Source organism: Streptomyces sp. NPDC048436, from assembly GCF_043200355.1.
Lineage (GTDB): Bacteria > Actinomycetota > Actinomycetes > Streptomycetales > Streptomycetaceae > Streptomyces.
In genome coordinates, this window is the sequence record NZ_JBICXP010000003.1 from 851,263 (window position 1) to 869,209 (window position 17,947).

The window sequence follows — 17,947 nt, forward strand, 5'->3', positions numbered from 1 at the left end:
CTCGCGCAGGTCATGGACCTGCTGCCTGCGCTCGCGGGTACTCGCGGCGCGTCGGCCCTCGGCGATCGCGGGCCCGTAGGCGGCCCAGGAGGCGTTGCGCGCGCCGACCTCCTTCGGGTGTCTCTCGTCCTCTGGGAACGTAGCGGCATGTCACGCGGCGAGTTACTGATCTGTTCGGGATGTTGTCGGGATGGGTGATGGGTTAGGGCGGGCACCTCGGCACGCATCACGCAGTTCAACACGCTCGCCCAGGGCTGGGTGTGGTGCAGCACGCTGAGCAGACGGGCTCCGGCCGAGCCGGCCAGGGCCACCGCCACCGCGGCGATCACCTGCTGCAGAGCCGGAGTCCGGCGCCGGTAGCCCGCCGTCAGCCCGTTCACCTGCTCGGCGAACGTCACCTTCGTACAGTCCGGGCTCTCGCAGTACAGCCGACGCACCTACAGATCGATTACCACCGGGCGGCCGCCGACCGCCTCGTCAGCAACGTGCCGCACGTAACGCAAGTACGCCCAGTCCGAGCACGCCCCGCACCCCGGCCACGCCACCGGAGCGTCCTCCACCCTGACGACACACACCACTAGCCTGCCGCCAACAGGCCCCGCACGACACCGAGTCACGCAAGCCGATCAACAGCTACGAAAATGTTGGAAGACCCATCCGCTGGACAGGCCCGAGCCTGTGTTTGTGTTCCCCAAGTCCGGTGACGCCGAGCTGGCGTTGCTGGCCCCCCGCTTCTTGCAATCCCACGTTGAGCGGTGCGGTGTGCGCTGAGCCGGGGTGGGCCCGGCTGAAGGTCGGTTGCCCGAGCACACCGTGCTGTGGACTGCTGCGGACGTGTGGCTCGACGTCCACGCGGTGGTCGATGTTCCAGTGAGCTGAACGCGCGGGGTGCCCCTTGCGCTCGTGGAGCGCAACGGCGACGGCATCAGCGACGGAAGATCGCAGATCCTCTGCCGATCACTGGCGCGCCTCTCCGCCCCCCCCATTGACAGGTACTCAGGGGTGCGCCACGCTGCGTGTACCGACAGGCGAGACGTTGTGCCGCTGTGTGGAACACGCTCACTCGGGCTTCGCCGCTGAGCGGCGGCGTACGACGACCAAAAGGGACTTCGAATGGGTGCACGAGACACGAACTCCTGGGAAACCGGGATCGCGAAGGTCGAACGAGATGACGTGATCGTCCGGGGCCACCGTCTGACCGAGCTGATCGGCAACACCTCGTACGCCGAGATGATGTTTTTGGTGCTCACCGGCAACCGCGCCACCAGTGGCCAGGCCAGAGTCATGGACGCCATCCTCGTCTCAGTGATGGAACACGGGATCTCCCCGTCCAGCACCGTCACGAGACTTCTCTCGTCGTACGGCGTTCCGATCCAGGCGGGCGTCGCGGCTGGTGTCATGACGTTCGGTGACATCCACGGCGGAGCGGGCCAGCAACTGGCCCACACCCTCCATTCGGTCGTCGCGAGAGTTGCCGCCGATGGAGAGGTCACCGATGAGGCACTTCAGCGTGCGGCGCGCGAAATGGTCGCTGACAGCAGGGCGCGGCGCACTCCCCTCGACGGGTTCGGCCACCCGCAGCACGGCGCTGACCCTCGGACTCCCATCCTGATCGAACTCGCCAAGGAAGTGGGCGTGTACTCGCACCATTGCGCACTGGTCGAGCACCTCGAGCACGAGCTCAGCCAGGCAGTCGGCCGCGTAGTACCCGCGAACATCGACGGCGCCTCCGCGGCCCTGCTTCTCGATCTCGGATTCACATGGGAAGCGGCTCGGATCTTCGTGATCGCCCCCCGGACCGTTGGTCTCGCAGCCCACTACCTGGAGGAGAAGGAGCAAGGGAACACGTGGCGCCACGTGCCCTCCGAGCAGGTTTCGTACACGGGGCAGAGCCCCGACAGCCCGTGAGAAGCCCACGGACACGGGGGCCGATGCCATGAGCGAGACAGCTCGTCGGACGGGGACGACGACTCATACACCGTCCAGGAGGATGTTGTGACTGACGACCAGGACGCACTGCGTGCGGCAGTGCGGGAATTCATCGACAAGGAAGCGCCGCAGGAAACGGTCAAGAAGTGGGACGAGGACGGCCATTACCCCCAGCACTTCTTCGAGCAGCTGGCTTCACTGGGCTACTACGGCCTCCCGTTCCCGGAAGAATACGGCGGCGACGGACGCGGTGTGACCGAGATGCTGATCGTCTCCGAGGAGCTCGGACGGCGAGGGCTCGATTTCGCTGCCGGGTACGGCATCACGATGTACCTCGCTCTCAACATCCTTCGCAACGGAACACCGGCCCAGAAGAAGCACCACCTGTCCCGGGCCATTCGCGGAGAAGAGCGCTACACCATCTGCATGACCGAGCCCGGCGCGGGCAGTGATGCGGCGGGCATCCGTACCTCAGCGCAGCAGCGTGACGGCGCCTGGGTGCTCAATGGCCAGAAGCTGTACATCACCGGGGCTGGGCTGCCTGGAACCATCCTGCACGTCACCGCGCGGACCGATCCGGAAGCAGGACGCCATTCAGGACTGTCCGTCTTCCTGGTACCTGCCGACGCTCCTGGCGTAGAGGTCCGGCGGCTGAAGACGCTGGGACGTCACCTGCTCGGAACCAACGAGGTCTTCTTCGACGATGTTCGTGTCGGACCCGAGCAGATGCTCGGACCCGTCAACCGGGGATGGGACGTGCTCCACTCAGGCTTGGAGTTTGAGCGGGTGTTCACGTGCGGTGGCTACATCGGGGCCCTCAACACCGTGTTCGAGATGACTCGCTCGTACGTCAACGCGCGCGAGCAGTTCAACCGTTCGATCGGATCGTTCCAAGCTGTCGCCCACCCGATCGCCGACATGTATTGCGACCTCCAGGCGGCAAAGCTGCTGACCTACAAGGCCGCAAGCATCATCGACTCAGGTGAGTCGGCCTTCACTGAGGTGACGGCCGCGAAGCTGTTCGGCTCCGAGGCGCTACAGCGTGCGACGAACACAGGCATGCAGCTGATGGGCGGTGCCGGTTTCATGCTCGAGTACGACATGCAGCGGTACTGGCGCGAGGCGCGGGTCGCGACCGTCACCGCGGGGTCGTCCCAGATCATGCGCACCATTCTCGCCCGCGCCGTCGGCGTCTCCAAGTAGCACATGCGCACCCCCAATATCCCCGGCGTGCGCATCAGAACCCAAGTTCCACTACAGCGGGGCGCGGGCTCGCACGGACTTGAAGAAGACGAAGGGAAGACAACACATGGGTGTCCTCGACGGAAGAGTAGCGATCATCACTGGGGCCGGCCGTGGTCTCGGCCGGGAGCACGCGTTGCAGTTCGCGGCCGAGGGTGCGCGGGTCGTGGTGAATGACGTCGGCGGATCGGCGTCCGGCGAGGGGACGGACTCCGATCTCGCGCACGAGGTGGTCGCAGAGATCAAGGCCGCCGGCGGTGAGGCCGTCGCGAACACCGACAGCGTCAGTGACTGGGCGGGCGCTCAGCGACTCATCGAGACCGCGGTCGACACCTTCGGTGACCTGCACGCCGTGGTGAACAACGCAGGCATCCTCCGCGATCGGATGCTGGTCAACATGACCGAGGACGAGTTCGACTCGGTCATCAACGTCAACCTGAAGGGCACCTTCGCCGTCAGCCATCACACAGCGCGGTACTGGCGTGGTCGGTCGAAGCAGGGGCTGGACGCGGATCGAGTCATCGTCAACACCTCTTCGGGGGCGGGGCTGGCGCCTGGAGTGGGCCAGACGAACTACGCCGCGGCGAAGGCCGGGATCGCGGCAATGACGCAGGTCGCGGCCAAGGAACTGGGTCGGATCGGGGTCCGGGTCAATGGAATTGCCCCACTCGCGCGAACCCGGACGACCGATGCGACTCCCGGGCTCAGCGAACGGCTGGCGGAACCCGAGGCGGAGCAGGAGTTCGACGTATACCACCCGAGGAACGTCTCTCCTCTCGTCGCGTATCTGGCGACAGAGGACTGCCCACTGTCGGGTCACGTCTTCCGGGTCGTCGGGGGCTGATCGGGGTGTACGAGGGGTGGCACCTCGTCGACACCTTCACGAGTGATCAACGCTGGAAAGTCGGCGAGATCAGGAAGGCGTTGGCCGACGTACCTCCGGTTCCTGTCGGCGAAGCCACCCGGCTGGCGTGATTGTCAGCGGCAACTGGCATCGGTCTCGAATCGAGATCACGCCGGACGACATCAGATCCAGAAATGGAGGAGACAGCATGAAACGTAGAGCCACCCTCTTTGCGGCGTCCCTCGAGATATCGCTCCAGCGCAGCGCGCGACGCGCTCGCGGAACTGCGGGAACCGGGGGACGACATGGATGAGAAGCAGTCGTCCCCACTGGCTCGAACGAACAGTGCAAGCAGTGGTTCCGCAGCTTCAGACCCGGTCCACGAGGCCAGGCCCCTGTGGGAAGAGTCCGAGGACGGGATTCAACTGACGGGCTGGATCTGTCATACGTGCGGCCAGCGCGGACTCCCGCGTCAGTTTTTCGGTTGCGAACGGTGTGGTGCGTCGATGGACGAGATCGGCGAGTCCAAGTTCGCAGCGCGGGGAACCCTCCGAAGTTTTGCCGTGATCCAACGTCACGCGGTCTGGCCGGTCCCGTTCGTCATGGGCGAGATCCACCTGGACAGCGGTCACACCATCCACGCGTTCTTGTCGGACGAGATCGCCTGGCGCCCCGGAGCGAAGGTCGTCGGCCAGGGCGGCGACGAGCTGCGCCAGTCCTATGTGGTCTTCACGTCAGGGGAACCAAGGTGAGCCGTATTACCGATCTGCGGCCGGTGTATGTCGTCGGCATCGGGCTGCATCCCTACCAGTACCCGACAGGGACTTCCTACATCGAGCTAGGACTGCGTGCGGTCCGTGAGGCTCTCGCCGACGGCGGCATCACCTGGCCGAGCATTGACGCAGCCTTTGTCGGTACCGCCCGCTTGGGCATGGCGGCCGGCGTGCCCATGCTCAGGTACCTCGGCATGACAGGGATACCGGTCTCCCAGGTCGAGAACGCATCAGCCACCGGCTCGACTGCGTTCCGCCAAGCTGTCGCGGAGGTTGCCGGCGGCCTGGCCGAGGCGGCGATCGCTGTCGGCGTAGACAAGCCGCTGGGCAAGATCGCAGCGCCGGACACCGGTATCACTCCGATATCGCCGGCATTCGACGTCCCCTTCGCGCGCTACGCGCTCCTGACGGAGAGGTACCTCGCCGACTCGGGCTACACCAAAGAGCAGATCGGTCTCGTTGCGGTGAAGAACCACGGCAACGGAGCCCTCAATCCCTACGCGCAGCGCAGGAAGAAGCGCAGCCTCGAAGAGGTGCTGCGTCCGCCGTACGTGGGTGGATCGCTGAACAGTCTCCAGATCACGCCCATCGGCGAAGGCGCGGCGGCGGTCATCGTCATGTCGGAAGAGGCGATGCAGCGACACGGTGTGCAGCGAAGCCGCACCGTACGCGTCGCCGCATCCGCCACGTTGAGCGATCAGGCGTTCGATGGCGCAAACGCTGACGTGGCCTTGACGGAGGCCGCAACCAATGCGGCGTACGAGGAATGGGGCGGGGAGCCCGCAGACCTGGACGTGGTCGAGGTCCACGATGCCTTCGCGATCGAAGAGCTTCTGTTCGTGGAGGCGATGGGACTGTGTCCGCCTGGAGAGGGTGCTTCGGAGCTCGCCAAGGGGGCTTTCGACATCGGCGGGCGGCACGCAGTCAGCCCCTCGGGCGGGCTGCTCTCCATGGGGCATCCGCTTGGTCCTACAGGGCTGGGACAGATCGCCGAGATCACTCGGCAGTTGCGCGGAGAGGCAGGCGAGCGGCAACAACCGGACGCCAGCGTCGGCCTGGCACACATGGTCGGAATCGGTCCGGTGTGTGTCGTCCACATCCTGCAGCGATGAGGCAGGGCTGCTGATCGCGGAAGTGCATCACCCGCCCATCACCACCGAGCAGTCACCGGCCTCCCGAGAGGTTCGAGAACCCAGAAAGGGTCATGGCAATCATGGCATCAGACGACACCACCGCCGAGGAGCTCCTGCTGACGCGAAGCGGAGCGGTGCTGTGGCTCACGCTAAATCGTCCGCACGCGCTGAACGCGCTGACGGCAACCCTCGTGGACTCCTTGACCGCCGCGATCAAGGACGGCGGCCGGGATCCCGAGGTACGCGCGATCGTGCTGACAGGGAAGGGCCGCGGATTCTGCGCCGGCGCCGATCTGAAGGACAGCGCCAAGCGCAGCCACGAGAGCGGCGCGGAGTTCGTGCAGAGGATCGGCGAGCTCACGAACCTGATCGAGTCGTGCGGCACCCCCGTCATCGCCGCGATCAACGGGATCACCGTCGCCGGCGGACTGGAGCTGGTTCTCTCCTGCGACGTCGTCGTGGCAGCGGAGTCGGCGGTTCTCGGTGATGCCCACTCGAACTTCGCCATGTTCCCTGGCGCCGGAGCCACCGTGCGCCTCCCGAGGAAGATCGGCAGCAACAACGCGAAGTACCTCATGCTCACCGGCGAGACGCCGTCGGCCCGTGAGTGGATGGCGCTGGGTCTGGTGAGCCAGGTGGTCGCGGACGGAGATCTCCACGACTCGGTCGCGCTACTCGCCGAAAGACTCGCGTCGAAGAGCCCACTGGTGCTGGCGCGCATGAAGCAGGCCCTGAACGACTCGCTCGATCAGCCGGTGCCGATCGGCCTTCGCTACGAGCGCGCCCTGTGCAACGCGCACAGCCACTCCGCCGACCGCGTCGAGGGGCTGGCCGCTTTCCGGGAGAAGAGGACGCCTCAGTTCGAGGGCAGGTAGCGGACGCGCAGTCGAAAACCCCGCCGGAGCCAGTCAATCGCTATCGATGGAGAGGTAAGAACGATGATGTCAAAGGACAAGGGCCCGCTGTCGGGCGTGCGTGTGATTGACGTGGGAACCATGGTGGCCGGGCCTGTCGCCGGCACTCTCCTCGCGGATTTCGGCGCAGACGTGATCAAGGTCGAGCAGCCGGGCCTCGGCGACACGCTTCGACACATCGGACCGTTCGCAGAGGGTGAGAGCCTGTGGTGGAACGTCGAGGGGCGGAACAAGAAGTCGATCACGCTCAATCTGCGCGAGCCCGAGGGCCAGCGAATCTTGAAGGAGCTGGTGAAGGACGCCGATGTTCTCGTGGAGAACTTCCGCCCTGGCACCCTCGATCGCTGGAACCTGTCCTGGAAAGAGCTGGAGCAGGCGAATCCGCGACTGGTGATGCTCAGCGTCTCCGGGTACGGCCAGACAGGGCCGATGGCCACGCGGGCAGGCTACGACCGCATGGGCCTTGCTTTCGGCGGAGTGATGGGAATCACCGGATATCCCGATCGTCCTCCCGTGCGTCCGGGCACGGCTGTCGCCGACTACCAGACGGCACTCTTCGGTGCCTTCGGCACGATGGTGGCGCTGTACAACCGCGACGTGAACGGCGGGCGGGGCCAGCAGGTCGACCTGTCGCTGTATGAAACGGTGTTCCGATTCACCGATGTGATGGTGACCGCGTACGACAAGCTGGGACTCAATCGCGAGCGCACAGGGAACCTCCACTTCGCGGCTGCTCCGGGTGATCATTTCGAGACCAGCGACGGCCGCTACATCGCTCTCACGGTCTCCTCGGACCGCATGTACCGCCGTCTGTGCGAAGCGATGCCAGAGCTGCTGGACGACCCACGGTTCGCGACACACACCGAGCGACTGGCCAACGTGACGGAGATCAACCGGACCGTCGGGGCCTGGATCAAGTCGCTCCCAGTGCCGGAGCTGTGCGAGATCCTGGACGAGAAGGGACTCGCGTACGCACTGATCTACTCGGTCGAAGACATCATGACGGACCCGCAGTACGAGTCCCGCGGCACGATCGCGACGGTGGACCATCCGCGGATCGGTCCGCTCAAGATGCCCGCGCCGCAGCCTCGATTCAGCGATACACCAGCCCCGCTGGTACGGCCGGCGCCGGAACTCGGGGCGAACACCGACGAGGTCCTGCGTGAGTACGTGGGCCTCACGGACCAGCGGATCGCCGAGCTGCGCGCGGCAGGCACCATCTAGCGGCTGGAACTGACGGCTTGCCTGTCGACCAGCGTCATTCCCGGCCTTCTGAGGAGTTCTGCGTTGCCCACGTCCCGAGTCACCGCGGTGGTGAACGATCCCGACAGTGTCGTCTCCGCCATCACCAACCGCCTCTCCTGCCGCGCCTTCGAGCGCGACAAGCCGGTCGACCGCAGCGACATCGAAGAGATCCTGCACGTCGCCAGTCAAGCGGCGTCCGGGACGAACACCCAGCCGTGGAAGGTGTACGTGCTGCAGGATCAACCGAGAGACGAACTCGTCGATCGGGTGTGTGCTGCGGACGACGCCATTCACGCGGATCCTTCGCTGGCGTCGCTGTACCGAGAGCAGCCCGACTTCTATCCGGAGGAATGGGTCTCCCCGTACATCGATCGACGCCGCCAGAACGGGTGGAGCTTGTACGGCCTTCTCGGCATCGCGAAGGGCGAGAAGGAGAAGATGCGCGCACAGGTGCAGCGCAACTACCGATTCTTCGACGCCCCGGTAGGTCTGATCTTCACGGTCGAGCGGGTCATGGGTCGCGGGGCGTTGCTGGACTACGGGATGTTCATGCAGAACATCATGCTGCTGGCGAGGGCGCGCGGCATGCACACATGTCCCCAAGCCGCCTGGAACTACTACGCGAAAGTCATCCTTCCCTTCGTGGGTGCGGGCCCCGATGAGCAGCTGGTGTGCGGGATGGCGCTCGGCTACGCCGACGAGGCGGCGCCGGTGAACACGCTTCAGACGCCGCGGGAGTCGGTTGACACCTTCGCCCAATGGGTGGGCTCGGCGACGGTCGGTTCGAGTCGTCATGAACATTCCCGGTAGGCAAGCACTTCCCCCCTCTGAGGAGCATGATGTGGCTTCGTCCGCCCCGGTCTCCGCCCCGGCGCCACCGCAGGGAAGTCCTCCTAGGACCGTCGGCCGATCCACGAACGTCGTCATTGCCGTGCTCGCGCTCGCAGGAATGCTCGCGTCCCTGCAGCTGACGCTCGTCGTACCCCTTATTCCGGATCTGCCCGAGATCCTGGACGTAGGTCCGACGACCGCATCCTGGGCCGTGACCGTCACGATCCTGACCGGCGCCGTCGCGACGCCCATCGTGTCCCGCCTGGCTGACATGGTCGGCAAAAGGCGCATGATCGTTGTCGCACTCACCGCGATTGCAGCCGGGTCCATCCTCGTCGCAGTCGGAGGGGGCTTCGTCACCACGGTGGCCGGACGTGGCCTGCAGGGTTTCGCGATGTCCCTGGTCCCGGTGGGGATCAGCATCATGCGTGACTCGCTGCCACGCGAACGCGTGGGCTTCGCGATCGCCCTCATGAGCGCCACGGTCGGCATCGGGATGGCGTTGGGCCTCCCTCTGTCCGGAGTGCTGTACGGCCACTTCGGGTTCGCCTCCATCTTCTGGGTCGCGGCGATCGGTGGCGTGCTGCTCACTATCGCCGTGCTCCGGTTGGTGCCTGAGTCGACCGTGCGCACACCGGGACGGTTCGACTATCTCGGGGCGCTCCTGTTGTCGCTCGCGCTGGCGGCATTGCTGCTGGCGATCTCCAAGGGCGGCGATTGGGGCTGGGGGAGCCGCACGGTCGTGGGCCTGTTCTGCGCGAGCTTCCTGACGCTTGTCGTCTGGTTCCCCTACGAACTGCGTGTCAACGATCCGATCGTTGATCTGCGTACGGCGGCACGCAAGCCCGTGCTGCTCACGAACATTGCCTCGATAGGCATTGCCTTCGCCCTGTTCGTCAACCTCCTCGCCAGCGGACAGCAACTGCAGATGCCGACAGCCACCGGCTACGGCTTCGGATTGACGGTGACGCAAGCCGGGTTGGCCATGACGCCCGCCGGCCTTGCCATGGTGTTCCTGTCACCTGTCTCCGGGCGGATGCTGGACCGGCTCGGCGGCCGCGTCACCTTGCTGGTGGGCGCCGGGATCGTGTCCGTCGCCTACCTGTTCCGTGTCTTCGCGACGGGCTCGGTTGCCGAGGTGGTGCTCGGTGCGAGCCTGGTGGGTATCGGAGCAGCGGTCTCGTTCGCAGCCATGCCGACCCTCATCATGGCCCATGTGCCGATCACCGAGTCGGCCTCGGCCAACGGGCTCAACGCGCTCATGCGTGCCATCGGTGGGTCGACGGCGAGTGCGGTGCTCGCCGCCGTTCTGTCGTCGGTCAGTGCCACAGCCGCCGGCAAGGCCTTTCCCACGTTGGCGGCATTCGAGGACATGTACTGGATCAGCGCCGCGACGTCTCTGCTGGCCGTGGTGCTGGTCGCGTTCATTCCGACGCGGCGCCGGCGAATCCCCTCCGCCGCGGTCTCCGGCGCGGGTGGCGAGACCGTGGTGCACGGCCGGATCCTGCCCGGCGGTGGCAGAGGCCTGGGGCACGCGGCCATCGTGACCGTCACCCAGCTCGATGGCGAGCCCGTCGACTGGGCACGCACCGACAACGACGGCCGCTACTCAGTGGCCCTTCCCGGATCGGGGCGCTACCTCGTCGTCGCGAATGCTCGCGGGTGGTCCCCCCGAGCAGTTGTCCTGGACTTCCGCGAGGGGGACATGGAGCTGCACGTGGAGCTGACGGAGGAGCTGGCGCTGACAGGTGTGGCGGTTCGTCTTGGCGTGCCCATATGCCGGTCCCTCGTACTGCTCCACCAGGGGACGGGCGAGTTCGTTTCCAGGGAGCGGACGGACGAGCACGGACAGTTCCGCTTCCCGCTCCCTCCTGCAGGTGCCTACATCTTGACCGCGGTGAACGAGTTCGGTCAGCAGGCACATTCCCGCAAGGTGGTTGTGACCGCGCTCGGCGCGCACATCGTGATCGAGGTAGGGCCATGAGCGTGCAGGCACCGGCCCGGACAGGGACAGCGGTAGGAAGCCGTGATCAGAGTCTGCAGGATCGCCGGACCTGCCGGGGTGTCGCCCGGTTTGGCCATCAAGACGGCGACAGACGATCTACGGAGACACCCGCCAGATCATGAAGGAAAATCCTCGGTCGCGACGTCGCCGGCCGCTACGGCAAGGAGAATTCAGATGGTTGCGTCCGTGAAGCTCGGCATGATCCTCAACCATACGGGCAGGTTTGACGAGGCAGTCGAGCTGCTGCTCGCCTACGAGCAGGCCGGCCTCCAGCTGGCCGCCGTCCCGGAGTCCTACTCTTTCGACGCGGTCAGCAAGTTGGGGTACCTCGCGGCGAAGACCGACAGGATCGAGCTGATGTCGGCGATTCTTCCGGTTTACTCGCGCACGCCCGCCCTGACGGCGATGACCGCCGCCGGCCTGGACTACGTCTCGGACGGCCGGTTCACTCTGGGGCTGGGAGCCAGCGGCCCGCAGGTCGTCGAGGGATTCCACGGCATTAAGTACGACGCCCCACTGGGGCGAACGCGCGAAGTCGTCGAGATCTGCCGCAAGGTCTGGCGCCGCGACCCGCTCGCGTACGACGGCAAGTACTACCGCGTACCGTTGGCGAAGGAGTACGGAGGCTCCGGGCTGGGCAAACCAGTGAAGATCATCAACCACCCCGTGCGTGCGGAGATCCCGATCTCGGTCGCGGCTCTCGGAGTCAAGAACGTCGCCCTTGTGGCGGAGATCGCGCAGGGCTGGCAGCCGCTGTTCTTCCACCCCCTCAAGGCCCAGCAGGTGTGGGGAGAGGCCCTCAACGCGGGATTCAGCAAGCGCGACCCGGCGCTGGGTGAGCTCGATATCCAGCTCCAGGTCCAGTTCCACCTGGGTGAGCCGTCGCCGGAGGCTGTGCAGAGGGTACGCAACCAGCTCGCGCTCTACATCGGCGGCATGGGCGCGCGCGACAAGAACTTCTACAACCAGTTGGCATGCCGCTACGGCTACGAGGCCGAGGCCAAAGAGATTCAGGATCTGTACCTGTCCGGGATGAAGGCGGAGGCCGCGGAGGCCGTGCCCCAGGAGCTGCTGGACGCGGTCACCCTCATGGGCGACGAGGACTCGATCCGCCGCCAGGCGGAGGAGTTTCAAGCGGCGGGGGTGCGGACCTTCCTCCTCAACCCGCTGGCCGAGGACCCCGGGGAGCGCGTGGAGCAGGTACGGATCCTGGCCAGGATCGTCGCCGGGGAAACTGTAGGTGGAGCGGTATGAGGACGGTCGTCGCGCTGGGTCGCACCGATCGCGCGGCCGGGGTCTCGCCCGGTGGTTCGCTGCCGCGGTACCAAGTTGGTCCTCGGCAGTCGGGCCGCGGAATGTGCCGTTGAGGTAGCGCGCGACCTGACCGCCACCGTTGTCGGCGACGTCACCGGCGCCGACAACCGTGCCGATACGGCGGTCGTGGATATCGACCTGGTCGTGATGCCCCGGGCCGGCCAGGCCGAGCTGCTGACCTTGCGCCTGCCGAAAACCCCATCTGTGCAGCTCAGGCTACGTGTCGGTATTCGTTCAGGATTCCGCCGAGGCGGTCTCTTCGGCGTACGTCGAGGTGTGAGATTTGTGCGCGGGGGAGCGGTTCGGGGGCGGCGCGCAGAGGCGCTGCCTGATGGATCGCTTGGTGGGGGCGATGGAGGTTGTAGTGCAGCTTGAACTGGCGGAGCGCGTAGCGCAGATGGCGCTCATTCCAGATGAGCGTGCGGTCCAGCAGCTCGTGGCGACAGGTCTGGACCCAGCGCTCCATATGGGCGTTCATGCGCGGGATCCGGACGCCGGTGAGAACGACCTGGATGCCGGCGTTGCTCAGGATCTCGTCGAAGAGGTCGGGGTACTTCGCTTCCCGGTCCCTGATCAGGTACGCGACGCTGGCTTTGGTGTCTGCCAGGTCCATGGCCAGGTTTCGGGCGGCCTGGGTCACCCAAGCTGCGGTGGGGTGTGCGGTGGTGCCGAAGATCCGGACGCGGCGGGTGGCGTGCTCGATGACCGCGAGGATGTACTGGCGCCTGCCGGTCAGGGTGATGGCCTCGATGAAGTCGCAGGCCAGGAGAGCGTTGGCCTGGGAGCGCAGAAAGTCGGTCCAGGTGGTGGCGGCCCGGTCGGGCGCTGGGTCGATGCCCTCGCACGTGAGGATTTCCCAGACTGTGGAGGCAGCGATCTCGATGCCGAGGTTGGCGAGTTCGCCGTGCACCCGGCGGTAGCCCCACGATGGGTTCTCACGGACCAGGCGCAGGATCAGCGTGCGGATCGAGCGGACCGTGGGTGGTCGACCGGGCTTCTTCGGCCGGCATGTGCGGGCGTGGCGTCGCTTGATCAGGTCGCGGTGCCAGCGCAGCAGGGTATCGGGTCGGACCAGTAGCCGTAACCGGCGCAGGGCTTGGCGCGACAGGGGTACCAGCAGAGCGGCAAGCAGCGCCCGGTCCTCCGGAGCGAACCTCACCCGGACCGCACCGAGCTGGCGCTCAAGGACGGTGAGCTGGTGGCGCAGGGCGAGGATCTCCGCGTCCTTGTCGCGGTCGCTCATCGGCAGCAACCGCAGGGCGGCGAACAGGTTGGTGACGGTCAGGTAGGCGAGACGGAGCAACACAAGCGCTCATCCTGCCGCACCAACGAACAGGCTCCTGAGCTGTATGGATGACATTTTCGGCAGGCGCAGAGCCGTGCAGCGGCTCGCGGCTGTGCAGGAGCTTGACAGCGACATCCCGGTCAAGCCGAGAGTCCCTCGCCAATGCCTCCGGATCCGAGTCTCGCAACGAGCCGGTACCTGCCGTCCAGAACCTGCTCACGCATCCTCAACTCCCAGTGTTTCCCGATCTGGCCACGCCCATCGTGCTCTGGTGCTTTCCCTCACTCCCGCCACTCCCGGGCGTTGGTGTGCTGTTGGAGGGAGTGGTCGGCGAGGGTGGAGAAATAGCGGTGGCGGGACCAGACGGTACGGTCGCCGATGACAACGAGACGGCGGCGGGCACGAGTTACTGCGACATTGAGGAGGTTGGGGCTGCTGGCAGCCCACGCGCGCGAGCCGTTCGCGTCACAGGCCGTTCCCAGGACCAGGACGACGACATCGGCCTCCTTGCCTTGGGTGGTGTGCACGGTGCCGACACGGCCGGCCGACAACCGGTTGGAGGTCACCCGGTGCAGGGCACTGGCCACGTCGCGGAACGGGCTCACCACGAACACGGACTCCTCGAGTCGATCCCGCGGTGAACGGCCGGTGCCCTCCGCATCCGGGGCGGTGCCGACCTCCTGAATACGCTGTTCGATCAGGTCGAGAGTGCGCTCGAGGAAGCGGCCCTCCTCGGGGTTCCACTTGCCGCCGGACGGTTTGGCCGGGACGTGCAACCAGAGGCTGCGGTGAAGCAGTTCGTACTCCGCCTCCCGGCCGCCGACCCCGTAGACCATCATGCCGTCGTACGCGATCTCGTTGCTGACCTCGAACATGAGCCGGTCGCAGCGGCGGTGGACACGCAGCGGTGACCCCAACCAGACGGGGCTGGAGTCCGGCGCGCTCAGCCAGGTGCCGTACGGGGTGACACGGTCGGCAAGGCTCTGCACGGACCCGGCCGCGGGAGCCCACTGTTCATCGACGCCGAAGTGCCGGCACAGGCGCTTCTGGCCGGTCCAGGGGAGGGTGACGACCGGTTCGAGCTGGAGGGGGTCGCCGACGACGACGGCGCGCTTGCTGCGCCAAAGCGCACCGACCGCCTGCTGGGGCGATGCCTGCCCCGCTTCGTCGATGAACAGCCAGCCCAGAGCCTCTTGGCCCAGCTCGCCGAACATCCGGCCCAGGGAAGCGAAGGTGGTGGAGACGACCGGGACGATCAGGAAGAGCATCTGCCAAGCGGCCAGTACGGTCGCGGCGGGCAGCCCGGGCGGCGCTGCTCCCTTGACCACGTCCATGGCGGCCCTCAAGTTCTCCCGTACCAGCCGGGGCTCGCAGGCCAGGACCGCTCGGTGCAGATCCAGCGCGGCGAGGAAGAGGCGGGTGCGGGCGGATGCGAACTCGGGGTCCATCCACGGTGCGGACAGCTCACGTTCCTCCATGGCGGCCCGGTCGTCCGGAGCCGCCTGCCAACATTGGCCGGGGAAGGCGGCGCCCCAGCGTGTCCTCGCCTCCTCCACCTGCCGCCGCTGCTGTGCGATGTGCCGCTGGTGTACGGCGATGTCCTGCTCGCTTGCGGACAGTGCACGGCGAGCCGAGGCAAGCCGGCTTGTGGTCGCGGCGAGCTCCTGCTGTGCAGTGCGCAATGCTGTGTTGAGGCGGTGGTGGTGGAGCTGGGCGGTGTATAGGGCATCGTCGAGGCGCCGGCGCTCCGCCTCAGCCTGGAACAGGCCAAGGTCGGCTGCCTCCTGCTGCTGAACGAGGGGATGACGGCGGTCGCGCCAGCGCTCAACGGCGTCGCGTTGGAACCAGCGCCGTAGACGGCCGGGGCGCTGGTGATGACGGTCGTGATCGCGCACGACGCACTCCGCGACGGCGACCGCGTCGGAGGCCCGTCGCACGAGCACGTCACTGTTGTGGCGTGCCGTTTCGGCCGCTGCGACGTCGCCTCGGTGCTCGTCGAGGCGGGCACGTGCCGTCAACTGGCCTTCTGTTTGTCGGGCGTGCAGGTCTTCCAGCCCGTGGAGGAGGCGGCGAGCCGCGGCAGCGCCGTCATGTAGATCGTCGAGGACGGGGTCATGTGTGGCGAGCCGTTCGGCCATCTCAGCGACGCGGGCACGCTCGCGCGCCAGGGAGCGCACCTTGGCCTGCGCTGTCCGGAACTGGGTGACGGCCGCGGCCCAGTCATTGTCGCCGAGCGGCGGTGCTGGGGCATCGTGACCCGGACGGCTAGCTGCTGTGAGTGCCTCTGCCTGTTGGGTGAGCAGTTCACGCAGACCACTGGAGTCCGCTACGGGTTTCCGGTCCTGGCCGGGCTCAAGGCTCTGGGTCGCGAATGAGGGCGTAGGCGCGGCGGCCTGCCGTGCGCGTGGAGGCTTGTGCCACCAGAAGTCCTCCACGAAGTCGTGGCGGAGTTTCCGCTTCCCCAGGCAGGCGGCGATCGCACCCCAGGCGGGGGTGGGGTCGAGCAGCAGGCCAGCGGGACCGGACAGATAGTCCGCTTCCTCGCGCCAGCTGGGACCCACGGCCTTGGCAGCGGGGATCTCCAGGGTCACGTTCTGGACGGCGCCGTTGTTGGAGGAGGCCAGGAGGATCTCGAAGCCGGTCAGTCGGGACACGAGCGGTCGCAACCGGAGCTTGTAGGGCTTCCCGGCGACGGGCTCGGTCTGCCAGGTCTTCGGCTGTTTCTCGAACGCCTTGTCAGGCCGGTCGAGTTCGGCGAGGCGTTCCGCTCGGCGGACCACGATAGCGGCGACGAGGTCACGCAGCATCGTCGTCTTGCCGGTGCCCGGCGGCCCGTTGACCGCATAGATCCCGGCGGCCTCTGACGCGCCGAGCTGCCGCATGATCTGGTTGACGGCGAACTGCTGGCTCACGGCGAGCGGCTGGTCCGGTTCGGCCGGCCAGCGGCCGGGCGGTACCAACTCAGGGTGGATGCCTGTCCGGACGTCGGCCAGGTCGGTGCGTACGTCCGTCCGGGCGGTGGTGTCGATGGCTTGGCCAGGGGTGAGGTAGTGCACCAGGGCCTCGCCGACAGCGCCGTTCGTCGCCGCGTCGGTGACCTTGGCGAGATCGTCGGCGTAGAAACTGTTCATGATGGCGTCACCGGCGGCCTCATCCGCGCGGCCCTCGCCGACCTGCTGACTCTTGACCCGGATCGCGTCCGGGTGCAGAGCCTCCCCGACGCCCAGTCGCTTGGTGATCCATCGTGTGACGGCGACAAGGTCGTGGATGTCGAGCACCTTCGTACCGAGATCCGGGGGCGGTTCGTGCGACGCTTCATGCCCAAGACTCTCGGACGTCTGCTGCTCGGCGGGCATGTCCGCATTCTCCGGGCCGCCTGACCCCGTCGTGCTCTCCGCCGCTGCGTCGGTATCTGCGGGAGCCGCGGCGTGGGTTCGGACGGTGTCCAGCAGAGCGTTGCCCGCCTCGTTGATGACCTTGGCGGCCATAGCGCCGGCGACTGGGCCGAGCCCTAAAGCGGTCGCTGCGGCAGCGCTGATGCCTTCGATGCCGGCCTTGGCCGCGCCGACCGCCAATGTCGACAACAGCCCGGCTACCGGATGTCCCGGACCTTCGGAGTCGTGGGATGCCTCCGGAAGGCCGCCTCGGGGGGAATCGATCGGGGCTGCGCCTTGCGCCGGGAGCCGGATGCGATCGACCGGGATACGACCGTCCGCCGCTTCGAAGACCACGGCGAGCACGGACTTCGCCGTGCCGTCGAACCCCTCCAGCCAACTGTCGTCCTGCGGGCCGGGGCCGAGGGTGCGGCTGACCGCCCAGGCACATGAGGAGAGGACGGCACTGTCCTTGATCAGCTGACCGTCCTGATTGACGGAGAAGCTCAACAGTGCGCTGTGGCCCGAGACCCGGCTGTCGAAGTCCGTCTCCTGCTCCGGGGCACGGAAGGCGTCCAGCAGGACGTCGCGCATCCGAGAGATGTCGAAGACACCGGCGTAGACCGTGTGCTGCCACACGCACCGGGGACGGCAGCTGCGGGAGGACAGCGGACCATCGTCCTCCCACGGCAGCGGCCTACCGTCACGCACGGGGAAGACGTCCCGATCCGCGTTCACCCGTTCGACGCTCGGAGGGCTGAAGTACTCCACCGCACGCCAGTACCGCAGGATGTCGGCCTGCCGCAGCCCTTGTGAGCGACGCTGAGCGACGACCGCCGGTTCTGGAGTGTTCCCCGCAGCGAGTCGGCGCTGCTGATCCGCTTGCCTCACGCCGCCCCCGCTCAGCACCGCTCAGGATGTGGCAACCCGTCACGTCCCTCGGGTTGGCCAGCATAGTGGCGTCTGCGAGAGCGTGATCAGCTGTTGTCGACATCGGGCCGCTGCGGAGCTTGAAACCGGTAACTGATCGACTTCCGGGGCCGACAGAACAGCGCCTA

Annotated in this window: 12 protein-coding genes; 10 read left to right on the forward strand and 2 right to left on the reverse strand. The window is 66.8% G+C overall.

Annotated elements, in window-relative coordinates:
• The first annotated feature begins 1,113 nt into the window (after positions 1-1,113).
• The 10 genes from ACGFX9_RS14710 to ACGFX9_RS14755 all read left to right on the forward strand — a co-directional run bounded on the left by ACGFX9_RS14710 (position 1,114) and on the right by ACGFX9_RS14755 (position 12,170).
• Positions 1,114-1,908, forward strand: coding sequence for a citryl-CoA lyase (locus tag ACGFX9_RS14710; RefSeq protein WP_393470315.1), 795 nt, complete (start codon positions 1,114-1,116; stop codon positions 1,906-1,908).
• Between the two features lie 87 nt (positions 1,909-1,995).
• Positions 1,996-3,132 carry an acyl-CoA dehydrogenase family protein gene (locus ACGFX9_RS14715; RefSeq protein WP_393470318.1) on the forward strand — a complete coding sequence of 379 codons (1,137 nt, stop codon included), beginning with the start codon at positions 1,996-1,998 and terminating at the stop codon, positions 3,130-3,132.
• A 79-nt stretch (positions 3,133-3,211) separates the two neighbouring features.
• On the forward strand, positions 3,212-4,015 hold the full coding sequence (locus ACGFX9_RS14720; RefSeq protein WP_393470322.1) for an SDR family NAD(P)-dependent oxidoreductase: 804 nt from the start codon (positions 3,212-3,214) through the stop codon (positions 4,013-4,015).
• Between the two features lie 563 nt (positions 4,016-4,578).
• Positions 4,579-4,767 carry a hypothetical protein gene (locus tag ACGFX9_RS14725; RefSeq protein WP_393470325.1) on the forward strand — a complete coding sequence of 63 codons (189 nt, stop codon included), beginning with the start codon at positions 4,579-4,581 and terminating at the stop codon, positions 4,765-4,767.
• Entirely contained in the window at positions 4,764-5,900 is a 1,137-nt protein-coding gene (locus tag ACGFX9_RS14730) for a thiolase family protein (RefSeq protein WP_393470328.1), read from the forward strand. The genes ACGFX9_RS14725 and ACGFX9_RS14730 overlap by 4 nt, the downstream gene beginning before the upstream one ends.
• A 101-nt stretch (positions 5,901-6,001) precedes the next feature.
• On the forward strand, positions 6,002-6,796 hold the full coding sequence (locus ACGFX9_RS14735; RefSeq protein WP_393470331.1) for an enoyl-CoA hydratase/isomerase family protein: 795 nt from the start codon (positions 6,002-6,004) through the stop codon (positions 6,794-6,796).
• Between the two features lie 66 nt (positions 6,797-6,862).
• Positions 6,863-8,059: a CaiB/BaiF CoA transferase family protein gene (locus ACGFX9_RS14740; RefSeq protein WP_393470333.1), complete on the forward strand. Its 1,197-nt coding sequence runs from the start codon at positions 6,863-6,865 to the stop codon at positions 8,057-8,059.
• Between the two features lie 63 nt (positions 8,060-8,122).
• Complete coding sequence (locus ACGFX9_RS14745; RefSeq protein ID WP_393470336.1) at positions 8,123-8,890, forward strand: nitroreductase; 768 nt, start codon at positions 8,123-8,125, stop codon at positions 8,888-8,890.
• A 31-nt stretch (positions 8,891-8,921) separates the two neighbouring features.
• Positions 8,922-10,895, forward strand: a complete 1,974-nt coding sequence (locus tag ACGFX9_RS14750; RefSeq protein ID WP_393470339.1) for an MFS transporter — start codon at positions 8,922-8,924, stop codon at positions 10,893-10,895.
• 195 nt (positions 10,896-11,090) lie between these two features.
• On the forward strand, positions 11,091-12,170 hold the full coding sequence (locus ACGFX9_RS14755) for an LLM class F420-dependent oxidoreductase (RefSeq protein WP_393470341.1): 1,080 nt from the start codon (positions 11,091-11,093) through the stop codon (positions 12,168-12,170).
• A 271-nt stretch (positions 12,171-12,441) separates the two neighbouring features.
• Here ACGFX9_RS14755 and ACGFX9_RS14760 read toward each other — a convergent pair whose 3' ends face one another.
• The gene (locus tag ACGFX9_RS14760) at positions 12,442-13,536 is read right to left on the reverse strand and encodes an integrase core domain-containing protein (RefSeq protein WP_393470344.1); all 1,095 of its coding nucleotides are present in this window, start codon (positions 13,534-13,536) and stop codon (positions 12,442-12,444) included.
• A gap of 260 nt (positions 13,537-13,796) precedes the next feature.
• Positions 13,797-17,780 carry a DEAD/DEAH box helicase gene (locus ACGFX9_RS14765; RefSeq protein WP_393470347.1) on the reverse strand — a complete coding sequence of 1,328 codons (3,984 nt, stop codon included), beginning with the start codon at positions 17,778-17,780 and terminating at the stop codon, positions 13,797-13,799.
• Positions 17,781-17,947 lie beyond the last annotated feature (167 nt).

Excerpts from the sequence above, each read along its gene's own strand:
- ACGFX9_RS14710 (WP_393470315.1), top strand. The coding sequence starts at position 1,114 with ATGGGTGCACGAGACACGAACTCCTGGGAAACCGGGATCGCGAAGGTC.
- ACGFX9_RS14735 (WP_393470331.1), top strand. The coding sequence starts at position 6,002 with ATGGCATCAGACGACACCACCGCCGAGGAGCTCCTGCTGACGCGAAGC.
- ACGFX9_RS14740 (WP_393470333.1), top strand. The coding sequence starts at position 6,863 with ATGTCAAAGGACAAGGGCCCGCTGTCGGGCGTGCGTGTGATTGACGTG.
- ACGFX9_RS14755 (WP_393470341.1), top strand. The coding sequence starts at position 11,091 with ATGGTTGCGTCCGTGAAGCTCGGCATGATCCTCAACCATACGGGCAGG.